The sequence below is a fragment of the Polynucleobacter sp. AP-Ainpum-60-G11 genome (assembly GCF_018688375.1).
Lineage (GTDB): Bacteria > Pseudomonadota > Gammaproteobacteria > Burkholderiales > Burkholderiaceae > Polynucleobacter.
Map to the genome: position 1 here is coordinate 921,656 of NZ_CP061318.1, position 18,412 is coordinate 940,067.

At 46.8% G+C, this 18,412-nt stretch carries 15 protein-coding genes and 1 tRNA gene; 12 read left to right on the forward strand and 4 right to left on the reverse strand.

The genetic code is table 11. The annotated features are described in order from the left end of the window. Positions 1 to 9: 9 nt before the first annotated feature. Complete coding sequence (lplT, locus tag FD971_RS04800; RefSeq protein ID WP_215335008.1) at positions 10 to 1,329, reverse strand: lysophospholipid transporter LplT; 1,320 nt, start codon at positions 1,327 to 1,329, stop codon at positions 10 to 12. A gap of 74 nt (positions 1,330 to 1,403) precedes the next feature. On the opposite strand from lplT, the gene alr reads away from it, so the two are divergent. After that, positions 1,404 to 2,504, forward strand: a complete 1,101-nt coding sequence (alr, locus tag FD971_RS04805) for an alanine racemase (RefSeq protein ID WP_215335212.1) — start codon at positions 1,404 to 1,406, stop codon at positions 2,502 to 2,504. 28 nt (positions 2,505 to 2,532) lie between these two features. Here alr and FD971_RS04810 read toward each other — a convergent pair whose 3' ends face one another. Beyond that, positions 2,533 to 3,405 carry an outer membrane protein assembly factor BamD gene (locus FD971_RS04810; RefSeq protein ID WP_215335010.1) on the reverse strand — a complete coding sequence of 291 codons (873 nt, stop codon included), beginning with the start codon at positions 3,403 to 3,405 and terminating at the stop codon, positions 2,533 to 2,535. A 20-nt stretch (positions 3,406 to 3,425) separates the two neighbouring features. Here FD971_RS04810 and FD971_RS04815 point away from each other — a divergent pair, with 20 nt between their 5' ends. The 7 genes from FD971_RS04815 (at position 3,426) to FD971_RS04845 (ending at position 11,028) form a co-directional block, all read left to right on the forward strand. Beyond that, positions 3,426 to 4,466 (forward strand): RluA family pseudouridine synthase, encoded by a 1,041-nt coding sequence (locus FD971_RS04815; protein ID WP_215335012.1) that lies wholly within the window; start codon positions 3,426 to 3,428, stop codon positions 4,464 to 4,466. Then, positions 4,450 to 5,229 carry a peptidoglycan editing factor PgeF gene (gene pgeF / locus FD971_RS04820; protein ID WP_215335014.1) on the forward strand — a complete coding sequence of 260 codons (780 nt, stop codon included), beginning with the start codon at positions 4,450 to 4,452 and terminating at the stop codon, positions 5,227 to 5,229. The genes FD971_RS04815 and pgeF overlap by 17 nt, the downstream gene beginning before the upstream one ends. 102 nt (positions 5,230 to 5,331) lie before the next feature. Then, entirely contained in the window at positions 5,332 to 6,966 is a 1,635-nt protein-coding gene (gene phaC, locus FD971_RS04825; protein WP_215335016.1) for a class I poly(R)-hydroxyalkanoic acid synthase, read from the forward strand. Between the two features lie 21 nt (positions 6,967 to 6,987). After that, entirely contained in the window at positions 6,988 to 7,728 is a 741-nt protein-coding gene (locus FD971_RS04830; RefSeq protein WP_215310207.1) for a 3-ketoacyl-ACP reductase, read from the forward strand. Between the two features lie 114 nt (positions 7,729 to 7,842). Beyond that, positions 7,843 to 8,403 (forward strand): polyhydroxyalkanoate synthesis repressor PhaR, encoded by a 561-nt coding sequence (gene phaR / locus FD971_RS04835; protein WP_215335018.1) that lies wholly within the window; start codon positions 7,843 to 7,845, stop codon positions 8,401 to 8,403. Positions 8,404 to 8,405: 2 nt separating this feature from the next. After that, on the forward strand, positions 8,406 to 9,764 hold the full coding sequence (gene rimO / locus FD971_RS04840; protein ID WP_215335020.1) for a 30S ribosomal protein S12 methylthiotransferase RimO: 1,359 nt from the start codon (positions 8,406 to 8,408) through the stop codon (positions 9,762 to 9,764). 79 nt (positions 9,765 to 9,843) lie between these two features. Beyond that, complete coding sequence (locus tag FD971_RS04845; RefSeq protein WP_215335022.1) at positions 9,844 to 11,028, forward strand: acetyl-CoA C-acyltransferase family protein; 1,185 nt, start codon at positions 9,844 to 9,846, stop codon at positions 11,026 to 11,028. Positions 11,029 to 11,066: 38 nt separating this feature from the next. On the opposite strand, the gene serB is transcribed toward FD971_RS04845, so the two are convergent. Then, positions 11,067 to 11,957: a phosphoserine phosphatase SerB gene (serB, locus tag FD971_RS04850; protein ID WP_215335024.1), complete on the reverse strand. Its 891-nt coding sequence runs from the start codon at positions 11,955 to 11,957 to the stop codon at positions 11,067 to 11,069. 20 nt (positions 11,958 to 11,977) lie between these two features. Beyond that, a complete protein-coding gene (gene mfd / locus FD971_RS04855) occupies positions 11,978 to 15,532 on the reverse strand; it encodes a transcription-repair coupling factor (protein WP_215335026.1) in 3,555 nt (1,184 codons plus the stop codon). 23 nt (positions 15,533 to 15,555) lie between these two features. On the opposite strand from mfd, the gene ispD reads away from it, so the two are divergent. From ispD to tig, 4 genes are all read left to right on the forward strand, one after another. Further along, positions 15,556 to 16,314 (forward strand): 2-C-methyl-D-erythritol 4-phosphate cytidylyltransferase, encoded by a 759-nt coding sequence (gene ispD / locus FD971_RS04860; RefSeq protein ID WP_215335028.1) that lies wholly within the window; start codon positions 15,556 to 15,558, stop codon positions 16,312 to 16,314. 28 nt (positions 16,315 to 16,342) lie between these two features. Beyond that, positions 16,343 to 16,846: a 2-C-methyl-D-erythritol 2,4-cyclodiphosphate synthase gene (gene ispF / locus FD971_RS04865; RefSeq protein ID WP_215335030.1), complete on the forward strand. Its 504-nt coding sequence runs from the start codon at positions 16,343 to 16,345 to the stop codon at positions 16,844 to 16,846. Positions 16,847 to 16,927: 81 nt separating this feature from the next. Beyond that, a tRNA-Leu gene (locus FD971_RS04870) sits at positions 16,928 to 17,014 on the forward strand. Between the two features lie 56 nt (positions 17,015 to 17,070). Further along, positions 17,071 to 18,408, forward strand: a complete 1,338-nt coding sequence (gene tig / locus FD971_RS04875) for a trigger factor (RefSeq protein WP_215335032.1) — start codon at positions 17,071 to 17,073, stop codon at positions 18,406 to 18,408. The last annotated feature ends 4 nt before the right edge of the window (positions 18,409 to 18,412 follow it).

An 18,412-nucleotide genomic window follows, 5' to 3' on the forward strand; every position in this document is an offset into this window, starting at 1 on the left:
GCTTTTCGCTTAATGCTTGTGCTCACCAATTAAATGCATTGAGTCATATTCAGCTTGGTTGGCGCGGTGTCGTTTAATCACCAGCCACATGATTGCGCTGACGGCGACACCAAAACCAATGATTACCGCCTGAATAGGTGCATCTAGCCAAATCAATCCAGAGTAAATCAAAAGCATCATCAATACGGAAATATTTTCATTGAAGTTTTGCACTGCAATCGAATGACCAGCTGACATTAAAACGTGTCCACGATGCTGAAGCAGTGCATTCATCGGCACCACAAAGTAGCCAGCAAGCCAACCAACCAATATTAATAAGAAATAGGCTGGCACTAAATTGAGTGAGATTTCAAATTTGCCAATAGTCCAAATGGTTGTGTTGGGAAGCATGTCTGAGTTGTAGATCGCCATAACGCAGACCACTAGGCCCATGGCAATGCCATAAGGTAGGACCTTGAGGGAGTTGCGAAGCGGAATGCGCCAGGCAGCCCATACAGCTCCTCCAGCGACGCCCACAGCAGATATCGCCTGAAGGATAGCTCCTTGCGATAAGGTCATGTGTAAGGCAACCTGAGCCCACTTAATGACAATAAATTGCAAAGTAGCGCCAGCACCCCAAAACAAGGTGGTTACAGCTAATGAGATTTGCCCTAGGCGATCATCCCAAAGCGTCTTAAAGCACACTGCAAAATCCTTAACCAACTCAATTGGATTAGTCTTTTGGGACTCGTAGCGCGCTCCAGTATCTGGAATACGGAGGTTGATCAGGGCTGCCAGTACATAAATCATCATGATGATCAGGATGGCGGATTCAGCAGCAGTATCAATGCTGGTTTCTAGTACAGGCACATCAAAAGCTAAGAGGCTCTGAGATACCGATTTACTAATGAGGACGCCTCCAAGTACCGTGCCCATAATGATGGAGCCAACGGTCAGGCCCTCAATCCAGCCATTAGCTGCAACCAGCTTTTCTGGTGGTAGTAGTTCGGTCAGGATGCCGTATTTAGCTGGAGAGTAGGCGGCAGCACCTAGGCCCACAATGGCATAGGCCAGTAGGGGGTGACTGCCAAACAGCATAACCACACAACCAATAAACTTAATCGTATTGGTAATGAACATCACATTACCCTTGGGTCGCGAATCCGCAAAGGCTCCGACAAAGGCTGCTAGCAATACATAGGAAAGAACGAAGAATAATTTGAGTAAAGGAGTCATCCAGGCCGGAGCGCTAAGCTGTACCAAGAGGGCGATTGCTGCGATCAGCAATGCGTTATCAGCAAGCGACGAAAAAAATTGCGCCGCCATAATGATGTAAAAACTACGGTTCATTCGTACAATCTAGTCATTACTGTAATTAAAACATGAAAGGAGGGGTGGATATGAGTACGTCGGCTAATCGCTTGATTAAAAGGCCAATTCTGGCAACTATACACACTGACGCCTTTCGTCATAATTTAGGCCGTATTCGTGAACTCGCTCCTGAATCCAAGATTTGGTCGGTTGTAAAGGCTAAAGCCTATGGCCACTCTCTGGAGGCAGCTTACAAAGGGCTTGAGTCCACGGATGGCTTTGCTTTATTGGATATTGCGGATGCACAATGGTTAAGAGAGCATGGTTGGGAAGGTCGCATTCTTCTCCTGGAGGGCCTTTTTAGCCAGCAGGAACTGGAATTGGCTATAAAACTTCAATGCGATCTCGTTGTACATAGTGAGAAGCAAGTCGTTTGGTTGGAGTCCACCATGAATCACTCTGGCCATCCCATTAGCGTATTTTTAAAGCTGAATTCCGGAATGAACCGGATGGGTTTCAGGCCAGAGCAGTACCGCACTGCCTTTCATCGTTTGCATGCTGCTGGATATCACCTGCATCACATGACCCATTTTGCCAATGCCGATCAGGTAGATCATGCGCCATCAGTAGGCGAGCAAATGGAGTGTTTTGAGAAGGCTATTGAGGGATTACAGGCGCCGACTTCATTGGCTAATTCAGCGGCAATTTTGTGGCACCGTAATGCGCTAGGGGATTGGGTTCGCCCTGGGATTTTGTTGTACGGAGTTTCTCCAACTGGCGTACATGCTGACATTGTTCGATCTGAGTTTCAACCTGTAATGCAGTTACGTAGCGAAATCATTGATATTCAGGAACTAAAGAAGGGCGATCATGTTGGTTATGGTGGCCGCTATGAAGCTCCGGAAGATATGCGTATTGGTGTGATTGCCTGTGGGTATGCCGATGGCTACCCTCGTCATGCAGAAGATGGAACTCCGGTTTGGGTCGATGCTGCTGATGCCCAAGGTGAAGGCATAGTCTGCCCGGTTGTTGGACGTGTCTCCATGGACATGTTAACGATTGATTTGCGAGAAGCACCCAATGCCAAGATCGGGAGCGTAGTCGAACTATGGGGTCAGCAAGTGCCGGTAGATGATGTAGCTCAGATGAGTGGCACCATTGGCTATGAATTGATTTGCGCCTTAGCGCAGAGAGTGCCAGTAGTCATCAAGTAAAGCAGTGCTACTTGATGACTCTTGAAGTTTACTTATTCCAGATCTGCCACCAGCGACGTTCTTTTTGAACGCGTTGACCAGTAATCATCATCTGGCTGTCTGGGAAATTTAACTTAAATACACGCAGCGAGTCATTACTCAGATCAGTCATGCCCAGCTTCTCGTAAGACTTCGTGAGAAGGTAAAGCGCTTCTTCAACAGCAGGAGCGCGATCATAATCACGAATAACGAGTTGCGCTCTATTGGCGGCAGCAAGATAGGCGCCACGTTGATAGTAGAAGCGGGCTACGATCACATCTGCTTCCGCTAGCGAGTTCACGATATAACGCATGCGGTCTAAGGAGTCGGGCGCATATTTGCTATCGGGGAAACGCTCAACCACTACCTTGAATGACTCAAAAGCTTCTTTAGCTGCTTTTGGATCGCGCTCACTTAAATCTTGCCCAGTAAATTTACCTAACCAACCCAAATCATCATTAAAGCTGATTAAACCCTTGAGGTAGTAGCCGTAATCTAAATTGGGGCTACCTTGATGAAGCTTGATAAAGCGATCAATCGCCACTTGAGCCTGAGCTTGCTCTTGGGCCTTCCAGTAACAGTAGGCTGCATTAATTTGTGCTTGCTGTGAGTAGGGCCCAAAAGGAAAGCGACCCTCGAGTTTTTCAAAGTACTTACCGCACTTTGCATAATCGGCATCTTTAAGCTTGTCGGTTGCCTCTGAATACAGCTTGGTCTCAGACCAAATATCAGCATCATCTTTTTGGCCATCACTACCTGCACATCCACTGAGAACGAGGCAGGCAGCGCCAGCACCAATAAATAATGTAAGCAGGGATTTTTTGGAAGATACCCCAATGCTGGCAGCAAGCCTTAAACTGGCGTCTGTAATAACGTCCGACATAACTAAAAGGCTCTTTAAGCGTGGCATTGCCGCATACTCCCGATTCGAATCCCATTGATTATATCGATGATGAGGATTTCATAGCCTTAGAAGTTCCGCTTGAGGTCAACGGAGAGCGTTTGGACAAATTTCTAGGCGCTGCTTTACCGGATTATTCCCGCAATCGACTCCAAACCTGGGTTGAGACTGGAGCGGTCACGGTCGACGGCAAAGCCACTAAAGTGCGTCATTTACTGCGTGGGGGCGAGAGTATTAAGGTTTTTCCTCAAGAGATGCCTGAGCAATTTACTTTTGGCCCTGAAGAAATCCCCTTGGACGTGGTTTATGAGGATGACTCCATCATTGTGATTAATAAACCCGCCGGGCTTGTCGTTCATCCTGCTGCTGGTAATTGGACTGGCACCTTATTAAATGGGCTCTTGCATCGCTTTCCTGAGCTAAAACTGCTCCCGAGGGCTGGAATTGTTCATCGCTTAGATAAAGATACTTCTGGATTAATGGTGGTAGCCCGCACGGACATCGCTCAAACCTCTTTGGTTAGGCAGTTGCAAGAGCGTACTGTGGGTAGGCGTTACCTTGCTTGGGTATGGGGTGATGCCCCATCTCAAGGTAAAGTTTTGGCTAGCGTGGGTCGCGATCAGCGCGATCGACTCAAAATGGCGGCTGGCTCACCCCAAGGTAAACCTGCGGCCACCTTATTTCGCCGCCTGGCTAAAGGAGCTTTTGCTGAAAGCCAGCTTGCCCTGCTGGAGTGCCGTCTAGAGACCGGTCGTACACACCAAATACGTGTACACCTCGAATCCCTTGGTCTTCCACTGCTTGGTGACCCGGTCTACCGCAAAAGAACACCTGGAGCAGCTAAATCACTACCTTTTAGCCGCCAAGCATTGCATGCATATGCTTTGAGTTTGCAGCACCCAGCAACACAAGACGTCATGACTTGGTTTAGATTGCCCCCGCAAGATTTGATGGACTTGTTGCCGCAAGTTGGCATGAGTCCAGCTGACCTGCCTAAAGAAGAGGCATTAATGGCATCAATTAAAAATGATCAACGCAATTAAAAATATTGAGCCAAGTTGGGTTGTCCCTAAGCAAATTCAGGCTTTATGTAGCACTCGTGAGGGCGGGGTTAGTAAACCCCCATTTAATACTCTCAATCTGGGACTCAATGCTGGTGACAATTTAGAGGATGTTCTGCAAAACCGTAGCATCCTCAGATCACAACTTCCTGCTGAGCCAGTTTGGCTCAAACAGATTCATGGGGCTACTGTTAGTACGCCAAGCTCGAGGAATGCTTTTATAAGCGGGCCAATTGAGGCGGATGCCTCAGTTAGCAATAAACCAAACGAGGTTTTGGCGATTCTGACGGCTGATTGCATGCCGGTATTGTTCGCAAGCAAAAATGGCGACGTCATTGGAGCGGCTCATGCCGGCTGGCGCGGTCTGAGTAGCGGCGTTCTGGAAAATACCATCCAAGAAATGCTCGCATTATCACCAGTCCTGAGGCCGGAAGATATTGTGGCGTGGATGGGGCCAGCGATTGGCCCAAGTAAATTTGAAGTCGGTGATGATGTGTTGGAGGCTTTTAGTCCCCAAGGCCCATCTATTTTATCTAAGGCATTCGAGTCAATGGCTGGGAGTCCTGGAAAGTATTTGGCCAATCTCTATTTGCTCGCTCAAGATCGCTTATGGTCTTTTGGTATCGAGCAAATCTATGGCGGAGACTTTTGCACCTTCAGTGATTCAGACCGTTTCTTTTCCTATCGCAGGGATAAAGAAACCGGACGTTTCGCCTCCCTCATATGGATTTCTGAGCAATCCTAAGCTTGGGGTTACTACTAGCTTAGCCCTAGGGCTAGGGTTAGTGCGTATAACCCTTATAGCCTTATAGATGGAGAATGATCTTAATTAATTAACGAGATCATTATGTTTGCAGGTATGAATACAGGTGTTGCACCATCATTGGCGCCACACCATATGGCATTAATTCCACCAGAGCGTTTGGCGGAAATTCAAAAAGATTATTTCTCTGAGTTTGCTCAACTCGCAACAAATCCTGAAGCAATCGAAGTCAAAGATCGCCGTTTCTCTGGCAAGGCATGGCACTCCTCTTGGAGCAAGATGATTGCAGCAACCTATTTGCTCAACTCGAAGCATCTCATGGCGCTAGCTGAGGCTGTCGATGCCGATGACAAGATGAAGGCAAAAATTTTGTTCACCACTGAACAAATGATTGACGCTTTATCTCCTTCAAACTTTATTGCAACCAATCCAGAAGTTCTTGAAAATATTATTAGCACTCAAGGTCAGTCCATTCAAAATGGAATTGTGAACTTGTTAGGTGACTTGAAAAAAGGCAAAGTTTCACTGACGGATGAAAGTGCTTTTGAGGTTGGTAAGAACATTGCAACTACTGAGGGGCAAGTAGTTTTTCGCAATGAGCTCTTTGAATTAATTCAATACACGCCATTAACGGACACTGTCTATGAGCGACCATACTTAATGGTCCCACCTTGCATCAACAAGTACTACATTTTAGATTTGCAACCCGATAACTCAGTTGTCCGTTACATGGTGGAGCAGGGTCACACTGTTTTCTTGGTCTCCTGGAAAAATCCTGATGCATCCATGACAAAGGTGACGTGGGATGACTATGTTGGCAAGGGCGTCATTAAAGCCATTGAAGTAACAAAAGATATTGGCGGTACTGATCAAATTAATGTACTCGGCTTTTGTGTTGGCGGTACCTTAACCTCTACCGCATTAGCAGTATTGGCAGCGCGTAAAAAAGATTACGTTGCCAGCCTTACCTTACTCACTACCTTATTGGACTTTACTGATACTGGAATTCTCGATGTATTTATCGATGAAGGCATGGTGCAGTTGCGCGAGAGCACCATTGGTGGTGAGGGTGGTCATTTCGGAATGATGTCGGGCTTAGATCTGGGTAACACTTTCTCTTTCCTGCGCCCAAATGATTTGGTATGGAACTATGTGGTCGAGAACTACCTTAAAGGCAATTCACCGCCACCATTTGATTTGCTCTACTGGAATGGTGATTCCACGAATCTTCCCGGCCCAATGTACTGCTGGTACTTGCGTCATACCTATCTGCAAAATGAATTAGTTAAGCCAGGCAAGCTTACCGTTTGCGGTGAAAAGATTGACCTTGGAAAGATTGCGGTGCCAGCATACATCTATGCATCACATGATGATCACATCGTGCCATGGAAGTCGGCTTATGAGTCTACGCATATCTTGAAAGGCAAGAATCGGTTTGTCTTGGGAGCATCAGGTCATATCGCGGGTGTGATTAATCCACCAGCTAAAAATAAGCGCCATTATTTTGAAGGCAATAAGTTGGCTAAAACTGCAGATGAGTGGTTGGCTGCTGCTAAAGAAATTAAAGGTAGTTGGTGGCCCAACTACGCAACATGGTTAGAGCAATTTGGTGGCAAGAAAATTAAAGCCAGCAAGTCGTTTGGTAATGCACAGTACAAAAAACTAGAAGCGGCGCCTGGTAAGTACGTGAAAGAAAAAATATCCGCAGCTGCTCAATAATATTTCCATAAGGGGTAATACATGTCTCAAAAAATTGCATACGTAACTGGTGGTATGGGTGGCATTGGCACTGCTATTTGTCAGCGTCTCGCCAAGGATGGCTTTAAGGTCATCGCTGGTTGCGGCCCGAATTCCCCGCGTAAGGATCGCTGGATTGGAGAGCAAAAAGCTTTGGGTTATGACTTTATCGCTTCAGAAGGGAATGTTTCTGACTGGGATAGCACTGTCGCTGCTTTCGACAAAGTAAAGGCTGAAGTAGGGCGCGTAGATGTACTCGTAAACAACGCTGGCATTACTAAGGACAGCGTATTCCGCAAAATGACCCCAGAGCAGTGGAAGGCGGTGATCGATACCAACCTGAATTCTTTATTCAACGTCACTAAACAAGTGGTCGATGGCATGGCTGATAACGGTTGGGGTCGCATTATCAACATCTCCTCCGTGAATGGTCAAAAGGGTCAGTTTGGCCAATCTAACTACTCCACCGCAAAAGCTGGTCTGCATGGATTTACGATGGCCTTATCTCAAGAGCTGGCCTCCAAAGGTGTAACAGTCAATACGGTTTCTCCTGGTTATATCGGTACAGATATGGTTAAAGCGATTCGTGAAGATGTTCTAGAGAAGATTGTGGCGGGCGTGCCTGTTAAGCGTTTAGGCACTCCGGAAGAGATTGCTTCAATTTGTTGCTGGATTGCTTCTGCTGATGGTGGCTATGCAACTGGCGCAGACTTTTCTCTGAATGGCGGACTGCATACAGGTTAAACACCTCAAAAATGCAGTTTTAGTAGTGTGCTCATCGGCATATTTACCTTTAGGTCAAACTAGAGATAAACTATGCCGATGTTGCATTGCAGTATCGAGAGTTAGGAAAAATACATGGCCACACGTTCCAAAAAAGCAGGCGATAGCCGCTTAATTAAGAAGTACCCCAATCGTCGCTTATATGACACCCAAACCAGCACTTATGTCACGCTGGCTGATATTAAGAATTTAGTGATGGCCGGCGACGCTTTTAGCGTTGTAGACGCAAAAACTGAAGACGACTTAACACGCAATATCTTGCTGCAAATCATTCTGGAAGAAGAGGCTGGCGGAGCGCCGGTTTTCTCAACTCAAATGCTTTCTCAAATCATTCGGTTCTATGGCAACTCCATGCAAGGCTTGATGGGTAGCTATCTTGAAAAGACAATGCAATCTTTTGTGGATATCCACAATAAGCTGGGTGATCAAACTCAGGGCTTAGGCGCAGGTAGCACACCAGAGGCATGGGCCAAGATGATGAATCTCCAAAACCCAATGATGCAAGGTTTGATGGGCAACTACATGGAGCAAAGCAAAGACTTGTTCGTCAAGATGCAGGAGCAGATGCAAAACTCCCCAACAATATTTAAAGGTTTCCCGTTTCCAGGTCAGCCTAACCCAACAGAAAAAGAATAGTTGTGGCGGGTAAAGTTGGTTTTGTTTCCTTGGGATGTCCCAAGGCGCTGGTAGATTCTGAGCTTATCCTCACACAGCTAAGTGCCGAGGGTTACGAGACCGCCAAGGATTATTCTGGCGCGGATCTTGTGATTGTGAATACCTGTGGTTTTATTGACTCTGCTGTAGAGGAAAGTCTTGCGGCAATTGGTGAAGCTTTATCTGAAAATGGCAAGGTGATTGTTACGGGCTGTCTTGGTGCCCGAAAAAATGCTGATGGCAGTGATCTGATTCAGAGTATTCACCCTAAAGTCCTTGCAGTAACAGGCCCGCATGCCACTCAAGAAGTCATGCAGGCTATCCATTTGCATTTGCCAAAGCCCCATGACCCCTTTACGGATTTACTGCCTCCGATTGGCGTTAAGCTCACGCCAAAGCATTACGCCTATTTGAAGATCTCCGAGGGTTGCAATCATCGCTGTACCTTCTGCATCATCCCTAGCTTGCGCGGCGACCTAGTTTCACGTCCGATTGGCGAAGTGCTGCTGGAGGCAAAAAAATTATTTGAGTCCGGTGTAAAAGAATTATTGGTGGTGTCTCAAGACACTAGCGCTTATGGTGTGGACATTCAATACCGTACTGGTTTTTGGGATGGCAAGCCTGTCAAGACGCGGATGTTTGATTTGGTGAATGCTTTGAATCAAATTGCTAGAGAGCATCAAGCATGGGTTCGCCTCCACTATGTTTATCCTTATCCACACGTGGATGATGTCTTACCTCTAATGGCTGAGTTTGCGGACCATGGCTATGGCGTGCTTCCGTATTTAGATATTCCTTTGCAACATGCGCATCCAGATGTCCTCAAGCGCATGAAGCGTCCGGCGAGCGGAGAAAAGAATTTAGAGCGCATTCAGGCATGGCGAGCTGCTTGCCCCGATTTAGTAATTCGCAGTACTTTTATTGCTGGCTTCCCAGGCGAGACTGAAGAAGAGTTTGAGTATCTATTGAATTTTCTGGATGAGGCGCAAATAGATCGTGCCGGCTGTTTTGCTTATTCACCGGTTGATGGTGCAACTGCCAATGCCTTGGATAACCCAGTTCCAGATGCATTGCGCGAAGATCGCAGAGCCCGTTTTATGGCCAAGGCCGAAGCAATCTCAACAAAACGACTTGCTAAAAAAATAGGCAAGCGTATTCAGGTCATCATAGATCGAGTGGATGAATCCGGTGGAATCGGCCGAACAATTGGTGATGCCCCTGAAATTGATGGTTTGGTGAGGGTTTTAGCCCCTAGCAAGCCTTCTAAGCGCTATCGTGCTGGCGAAATCATCAAAGTAACGGTGATTAGCTCCCAAGGGCATGACCTAATAGCCGAAACTTGACTATTGGAATAAAAATAGTGTTTTGGCCTGGTATTGAGGTCAATATTTTGCCTATTTAGGTACCGTAAAGGGGATTGTTATGAGTCGTGATGTCGTCGTTTTAAGTGCTGTACGTTCTGCCATTGGCACATTTAATGGATCGCTAAGCAGCCTAGAGCCATCTGAGCTCGGCGGCATCGTGATGAAAGAGGCGGTTGCCCGCTCTGGCGTAGATCCAGCTTTAATTAATTACATTACTGTTGGTAACACCATTCCTACAGATAACCGTTACGCCTATGTAGCTCGTGTTGCCTCTATCCAGGCTGGTCTACCAATGGAATCGGTTGCAATGGCTTTAAACCGTTTATGCAGTTCAGGTTTGCAAGCGATTGTGACGACTGCTCAACAAATTATGTTGGGTGACTGCGATTACGGTATCGGTGGTGGTGTTGAAGTGATGTCACGCGGTATGTACGGTTCACCAGCAATGCGCAGCGGTGCTCGCATGGGCGATACCAAAATGATTGACTTGATGGTTTCTGTTTTGACTGATCCATTTGGTGTTGGTCATATGGGTGTTACTGCAGAGAACCTCGTTGAAAAGTGGAAGCTCACTCGGGAAGAGCAAGATGCTCTCGCAGTAGAGTCTCATCGCCGTGCAGCACACGCTATTAAAGAAGGCCGTTTCAAATCTCAAATTGTTCCAATCACCATTAAAACTCGTAAGGGTGATGTGGTATTTGATACTGATGAGCATTGCAAGCCAGATACCACTATGGAAACTTTGGCGAAGATGAAAGCAGTCTTCAAAAAAGAGGGCGGTAGTGTTACAGCAGGTAATGCATCAGGCATTAATGATGGTGCAGCATTCTTCGTTTTGGCTGAAGCTGAAGCGGCTAAGAAAGCCGGTCATAAGCCAATCGCTCGCCTGGTTTCATACGCTGTTGCTGGTGTTCCAAACCACATCATGGGTGAGGGCCCAATCCCAGCAACCAAGATTGCTCTTGAGCGCGCTGGCCTGAAATTAGATCAAATCGATGTGATCGAATCCAATGAAGCATTTGCTGCACAAGCTTTGGCAGTGACTAAAGGCTTAGGTTTAGATCCCGCTAAGACTAACGTCAATGGTGGAGCGATTGCATTGGGTCATCCAATCGGTTGCTCTGGTGCTGCAATTGCTACTAAGGCAATCCATGAATTACATCGCGTTCAAGGCAAATATGCTTTGGTGACGATGTGTATTGGTGGTGGACAAGGTATCGCAACAATTTTCGAGCGCCTGTAATCAGCGTTCACTTACTGCTGTAGCTTGAATCGGGTGATTTAAGCAAGCAGCAGTAAAGCAGCATCCAAGCCGACTCGGTCAAAAGCCGCGTCGGCTTTTTCTTTGACGATTGGTTTTGCTCTATAGGCAATGCTGATTCCAGAGCCATGCATCATCGGCAAGTCGTTTGATCCGTCACCCATGGTGATGGAATTTTTCTTATCGCAACCCATCAAGGAGCAAGCCTGCTCAAGATAGGCGGACTTAGCTGCACCATCAACGATATCGCCAATGACTTTACCTGTTAGCTTGCCGTCAATGATTTCTAAAGTATTTGCTTGGGTTTGCTTAAAACCCAATTCCTGTTGGAGCTTTTTAGTAAAGAAGGTGAAACCACCAGAAACTAAGAGCGTGTACAGCCCTCGCGCATTTGCTCCGGAAAGTAATTCAGTCGCGCCTGGGTTAGGTCGCAAACGCTCTTGATAGACTGACTCCAACACATCAGCAGAAACACCCTCTAACAGTGCTACACGTCTGCGCAAGCTTTCTTTAAAGTCTTTAATCTCACCGCGCATAGTTGCTTCTGTGATTTCTGACACAGCGGCCTTTTTGCCTGTGAAATCTGCAATCTCATCAATGCACTCAATATTAATGAGGGTGGAGTCCATATCCATGGCCAATACTTTCACCTCATTAGGTTTGAAGTCTGGCGAAAGAAAAGCCAAATCCGCATCGTGAGCAGCAGCAATATCACGCATGACCACTCTTGCTTCGGGCGGTAGAGCTTGGGAGCAAGTCCAGCGGGCGGTAAAGTATGTTGAGTTCGATTTTTCCGGCTTGCCTTTAGTCAACTCAATACCTAGTACTTTTGCATGTTTGATTAATGCAAGGTGTAGTTCGTCAGATACTACGGTATTAGCAAGGGCAACAAGTGTAAGGTGGCTAGACATAGTTAGTACGCAATAGGAAATTAATTAACTTCAACCGTGCTAAGCATGGCAGATTCATTCAGGCTTCTGAGAATTTTCCGAATATGGTCTAGACGTTGCTCTAGTTTCTCAAAATCCCGCTCTTTTTGGGGAAGAATCTTCAACTTATCTTGTCCATTGAGTTGAATGTATTTGGATGACTGAATTAATTGAATGATCTTCATCGGGTCAATCGGTGGATTAGGGATAAATTGAATCTGAATAGATGCTGGGCTAGCATCGATTTTCTTGATCCCGAAACCAGCCATCTCTAGGCGTAAGCGATGGGTTTCATAAAGTGATTTGGCTTGATCCGGTAAATCACCATAGCGATCTACTAGCTCCTCACGTAATCCCATGAGTTCAGAGAAGTCATTCGTACCAGCAAAGCGTTTGTACATGGAGAGTCGCTCATGGACATCCGGGCAATAGTCATTCGGGAAGAGGGCGGGTACACCTAAATTGACGTCAGTTGTAGCTTGAAGTGGTGATAGGAGATCAGGCTCTTTGCCGCTGCGTAAAGATTTCACTGCGCGATTGAGCATCTCGGTATACAACTGAAATCCAATCTCGTGGATTTCACCGGATTGCTTGTCACCCAAGACTTCGCCAGCGCCACGGATTTCTAAATCATGCATTGCTAAATAAAAACCTGAGCCCAACTCTTCCATCGCCTGAATCGCATTTAAACGTAGCTGCGCTTGCTTGCTGAGTGCTTCAGGATCTGGTACCAACAAATAAGCATAGGCCTGGTGATGTGAGCGACCAACACGGCCACGCAATTGATGCAGTTGCGCCAAGCCAAACTTATCTGCTCGATGCATGATGATCGTATTAGCAGTTGGAACGTCAATACCTGTTTCAATAATGGTGGTACACAATAAGATGTTGGTGCGTTGAGTCACGAACTCACGCATGACAGATTCCAATTCGCGCTCGTGCATTTGACCATGTGCTACGCTAATACTTGCTTCTGGTATCAGTTCTTGTAATGCATGCTTGCGGTTCTGAATGGTTTCAACTTCGTTATGAAGGAAGTAGACCTGCCCACCACGCTTTATTTCACGAAGCACTGCTTCATGAATCACGCCATCACCTTCACGACGCACAAAGGTTTTAATTGCCAAACGTTTCTGAGGTGCGGTCGCAATGATGGAGAACTCGCGTAGACCTTCCATTGCCATACCCAGTGTTCTTGGTATAGGCGTGGCAGTCAAAGTTAGGATATCAACCTCAGCCCGTAATGCTTTGAGCGCATCCTTTTGACGCACACCAAAACGATGTTCCTCATCCACAATCACCAATCCCAAATTAGCAAATTGAGTTTCTTTGGACAGCAACTTATGTGTGCCAATGATGATATCGGCCTCGCCTTTAGCAATCGCTTCTAGTGCGGCATTAATTTCTTTGGTGGTTTTAAAGCGAGACAACTCAACAATCCGAACTGGCCAATCAGCAAAGCGATCCTTCCAGGTGGCGACATGCTGTTCGGCGAGTAGGGTGGTAGGGGCTAAGATTGCTACTTGCTTACCACCCATGACCGCAACAAAGCTGGCACGTAGTGCAACTTCAGTCTTACCAAAACCTACATCACCACACACCAATCGGTCCATCGGTGTACCGCTGGTCATATCGCCAATCACTGCAGCGATAGCATTTGCTTGATCGGGCGTTTCTTCAAAGCCAAAGCTTTCTGCAAATGCTGCGTAATCATGGGCTGAGAATTCAAAAGCATGACCCTTGCGAATCGCTCTTGCTGCATACAGACTGAGCAGCTCTGCTGCAGTATCTCGAATTTGTTGTGCAGCTTTGCGTCTCGCTTTATCCCACTGTCCAGAGCCAAGCTGGTGAAGTGGTGCCGAATCAGGATCCGAACCTGCATAACGGGTTACCATCTGCAGCTGTTGAACTGGCACATAAAGAGTGGCATCTTTCGCGTAAATCAAATGCAAGAACTCTTCGAAAATAGGCTCTTCTTTAGGCGGTGCTAAATTAAGCAGAACCAATCCTTGATAGCGCCCAATGCCATGATCTGAATGAACGACAGGATCACCAATCTTGAGCTCAGACAAATCCTTGAAGAGCATGTCTGGATCAGCACTCTCACTTGCTTTACCTTTACGTCGTTGACGAGCGGTAGTCGTAAAGAGCTCAGCTTCGGTAACCACGATGAGGTTTTCAGCAGGCCAGGTAAAGCCGTTAAAGAGTTGCGCTGTAACTAGGCCAAATAGCGCATCACTCTTAATAAAATCAGCAACACCTTCAAAACCTTCAGGCTTTAATGGGTAGAGTGGCTTGCCGTTTTGGCCGGCAACTGAATTGCTCTCCTCAAATAGCTGGCGAATAGATTCTTTGCGACCATTGCTATCGCTACAAATGAGGATACGTATTTTTTCTTGAGAGACTAAAGCACGCAAGCGATTGATCGGATCAGTATCGCGACGATGCACCGATAAATCCGGAACAGCTAAAAATTGTGGAGCCTCACCATTTTCTTTGTCTGACTCTTTATTCAATGTCAAACGGGCATTGGGTTTAGCTGCCGTAAAGAATTGATCAACATCCAGAAATAAGTCAGCTGGCGGAAGAATCGGACGATCCAGATCGTGCTTTAAGAATTCATATCTCGAGAGCGTATCTTTCCAAAAGCCTTTAATAGATTCTTCAATGTCACCGATGCTTACTAGCCAGACGGGATCACCCGAGCGAGGGAAGTAATCAAAGACTGTCGACGACTCTTCAAAGAAGAGGGGCAGATAAGACTCAATACCAGCGCTGGGGATGCCCAGGTTGGCATCTTTATAAATTGAACAACGCGTTGGATCACCTTCAAATACTTCGCGCCACCTACCGCGGAAGGCCGTACGTGAAGTATCGTCAAACGGAAATTCATGGCCAGGAAGTAGGCGAACCTCTTTGACTGGATAGAGGCTTCGCTGAGTATCAGGATCAAAAGCTCGAATTTGCTCAATCTCATCACCAAATAGATCTAGGCGATACGGAAGGCTAGAGCCCATTGGAAATAGATCAATCAAGCCACCTCGAATACTGTATTCACCGGGGCGCATGACTGCGCTTACAGGGTCGTAACCAGCCTGTTGCAGTTGGAGTTTTAGAGCCGCTTCGTTGAGCTTATCGCCTTGTCGAAAGAAGAAGGTATGGCCAGACAAAAAGTTTGGCGGCCCAAGTCTCTGTAAAGCAGTAGTGATGGGCACCAAGACAATGTCGCAACTGCCGTTAAGTAATTCATAAAGAGTTGCCAAGCGCTCTGAGACCAAATCTTGGTGTGGCGAGAAATGGTCGTAAGGCAGAATCTCCCAGTCAGGCAGTAAACGTGTTTTAAGCTGCGGAGCAAAGGCGGGAATTTCTTCTAAGAGACGCTGAGCTTCTTGTGCCTGGGCACAGAAGATCACCATGACCGAGAATTCAGAGCGGTACCGCAGAGCGGATTGAGCGATTAATGCGGCGTCTGCTGAGCCAACGAGGCCTGAAAAGGTAAAGCGCTGCCCAGCCCGTGGTGCAGGTATGGGGGGTGCTAGTTTTAATGCATCAGACATCGAAGCTCATTATAGAATCAGGTATGCACGCTGGAAACCCATCTTCACAGTCTTTACCTCGATGTCATGCCTTGCTACCCACAGCTGGAACAGGATCGAGGCTTGGTGGAGTTTTGCCCAAGCAGTTTCAGGAGTTGGCTGGTAAGCCAATGCTGGCCTATGCGCTTGATGCCTTTAGGAACACCCCGGAGATTGCCTCCATCTGGGTGGGTATCAGCCCGGGTTTTATTGATCATCCGATCTTGAGCTCGCTCTCCAGTAACTCGAACTCTATTCATTTTTTACCGAGTGGCGGTCCCACCCGGCAGGAAACCGTCAGAAATACTCTCGCAGCGATGTTGCACTCAGGCATCCTCGAGACGGATTGGGTCTTAGTTCATGATGCTGCCCGCCCTGGAATCTCCCCAGAGCTGATTCAAAAGCTCATTCATGCTGTTAACCAAGCAGGCGAGGGCGGTCTCTTAGCGATGCCGCTCGCAGATACGCTCAAGATGGCTGATGCGAACTCTGCGATTGCCGGAAATCCCAATAGAGCCCTAAAGACGATTTCTCGGGATCACCTTTGGCAAGCCCAAACACCCCAGATGTTCGGTTTAAAGCGCCTGCATGATGCCATTGATGATGGTATTCGCCTCGAAGCGGACATTACTGACGAAGCCAGTGCCATGGAGTTGTCGGGTTCTAGCCCACTATTAATAGAGGGTGCAACACGCAACTTCAAAGTAACGCACCCAGCGGATTGGGATTTAATGCAGACCATTTTGCGAGCCTCCAATCAATAAGCCCCTCAGAACAGATATCGACAACTCAATGACCTCAAGCGCTCCTCACATCCCCCAGTTCCGTATCGGTCAAGGTTATGACGTACATGCACTGGTGACCGACCGTAAGTTGATATTGGGAGGTGTTCATGTTCCCAGTGATAAGGGTTTATTGGGGCATTCTGATGCGGATGCCTTATTACATGCTTTAACTGATGCCTTGCTAGGCGCCGCTGGATTAAATGATATTGGACAGCTATTTCCAGACACCGATCCTCAGTTTGAGGATATGGATAGCCGCATTTTGCTGCGGGCCGCTCTTCAAAAGGTCCAGGCAGCAGGGTTTCAGGTAGGTAATGTCGATGCAACGATTATTTGTCAAAAGCCTAAATTAGCCACTTTTTTACCGGAAATGATTCGCAATATCGCTGCTGATTTGGCTGTTACGCCAAGCCATGTGAACCTCAAAGCCAAAACCAATGAATCTCTTGGGCACTTGGGGCGAGGTGAGGGTATTGCAGTCCATGCGGTGGCTTTGCTCTACAAGCCCTAAATATCCTCCAAAACCGCTAAGCATTGTAGAATTACCGTCTTTAGAGTGAAGTTTAAGCTCGGTAGTGTTTGCGGAATTCGCGCGAGGATGGCGAAATTGGTAGACGCACCAGGTTTAGGTCCTGACGCCAGCAATGGTGTGGGGGTTCGAGTCCCCCTCCTCGCACCACAAGATAGCTACTTGGCTTGGGCTTCACATATCCGAATTTCAATTAAGAGACGAGAATGGCTGTGCAGATAGAAAATTTAGGTCAGTTAGACCGCAAAGTGACCTTAGAGTTCGCTCGTGCCGATTTGGCTAAGGCAAGAGACGAGCGTTTGGCTAAATTGGGTAAGACCATGAAGGCTCCAGGCTTCCGTCCAGGCAAAGTGCCTAAGAACATAGTTGAAAAACAATACGGTATGCAAGTAGATTTCGAACTCCAGTTTGATAAAGCTCAAGAGCTGTTCTATGACTTAGCTCAAAAAGAAAAAATTCTCTTGGCTGGTCAACCACGCCTCGACCCAAAATCAGAGCTAGATGCAGACAAAATTGTTTTTGATGCTTACTTTGAAGTATTGCCAGAAGTGAAGATTGGCGACTTCAGTAAAGCCGAAGTTACTAAATACACAACTGATATTTCTGATGCAGAAATTGACCGTGCTTTAGATGTATTGCGTAAGCAGCAAGTGCATTACCATCCACGCGGCGAAGCCGGTGCCCATGGTGATGGCGGCGCAAATACTGCCGCACAATCTGGTGACCAGGTCATTATCGATTTCGTAGGCAAGATTGATGGTGTTGAGTTTGCCGGCGGTAAAGCTGAAAACTTTGAATATGTTCTGGGTGAAGGCCGTATGCTCCCTGAGTTTGAAGCCGCAACATTAGGCCTCAAAGCAGGTGAGAGTAAGACTTTCCCTTTAAGCTTCCCAGCGGATTACCACGGTAAAGATGTAGCCGGTAAAACTGCCGATTTCACTATCACTGTGAAATCCGTAAATTGGGCGCACCTGCCTGTAGTTGATGATGCCTTTGCATTGTCTTTGGGCGTTACAGAAGGTGGCGTTGCCAAGATGCGCGCTGAAGTAAAAGAAAATTTAGACCGCGAAACTAAACGTCGTATTACTTCCTTGTTAAAAGGCGAAGTAATGGAAAAGCTGAATAGTATTTGTGAACTCGATGCTCCAAAATCTTTGGTTGCTCAAGAGCAGGAGCGTTTAGTTGAGTCTGCACGTCAAGACTTAATGCAGCGTGGCATTCCCAATGCTAAAGATGCGCCGATTCCTGCTGAGATGTTTGCTGAGCAAGCCCTTAAGCGTGTTCGCCTTGGTTTGATTCTGAGTGATTTAGTTAAGCAGCAAAATTTAGCCGCTACAGCTGATCAAATTAAAGCTGAGATTGATGAGCAAGCTGCTACATACGAAGATCCAAAAGAAGTAGTGCGTTGGTTCTACAGTAATCCAAGTCGCCTTAAAGATATCGAGAACTTGGTATTGGAAGATAACGTGATTAAGTATTTCACTTCACAAGCTAAGGTGATTGATAAAGCCGTTACTTTCGAAGAACTCAGCAAACTCAATTAAGCAT

Excerpts from the sequence above, each read along its gene's own strand:
- lplT (WP_215335008.1), bottom strand. The coding sequence starts at position 1,329 with ATGAACCGTAGTTTTTACATCATTATGGCGGCGCAATTTTTTTCGTCG.
- FD971_RS04810 (WP_215335010.1), bottom strand. The coding sequence starts at position 3,405 with ATGTCGGACGTTATTACAGACGCCAGTTTAAGGCTTGCTGCCAGCATT.
- pgeF (WP_215335014.1), top strand. The coding sequence starts at position 4,450 with ATGATCAACGCAATTAAAAATATTGAGCCAAGTTGGGTTGTCCCTAAG.
- phaC (WP_215335016.1), top strand. The coding sequence starts at position 5,332 with ATGTTTGCAGGTATGAATACAGGTGTTGCACCATCATTGGCGCCACAC.
- FD971_RS04830 (WP_215310207.1), top strand. The coding sequence starts at position 6,988 with ATGTCTCAAAAAATTGCATACGTAACTGGTGGTATGGGTGGCATTGGC.
- phaR (WP_215335018.1), top strand. The coding sequence starts at position 7,843 with ATGGCCACACGTTCCAAAAAAGCAGGCGATAGCCGCTTAATTAAGAAG.
- FD971_RS04845 (WP_215335022.1), top strand. The coding sequence starts at position 9,844 with ATGAGTCGTGATGTCGTCGTTTTAAGTGCTGTACGTTCTGCCATTGGC.
- serB (WP_215335024.1), bottom strand. The coding sequence starts at position 11,957 with ATGTCTAGCCACCTTACACTTGTTGCCCTTGCTAATACCGTAGTATCT.
- mfd (WP_215335026.1), bottom strand. The coding sequence starts at position 15,532 with ATGTCTGATGCATTAAAACTAGCACCCCCCATACCTGCACCACGGGCT.
- ispD (WP_215335028.1), top strand. The coding sequence starts at position 15,556 with ATGCACGCTGGAAACCCATCTTCACAGTCTTTACCTCGATGTCATGCC.
- ispF (WP_215335030.1), top strand. The coding sequence starts at position 16,343 with ATGACCTCAAGCGCTCCTCACATCCCCCAGTTCCGTATCGGTCAAGGT.
- tig (WP_215335032.1), top strand. The coding sequence starts at position 17,071 with ATGGCTGTGCAGATAGAAAATTTAGGTCAGTTAGACCGCAAAGTGACC.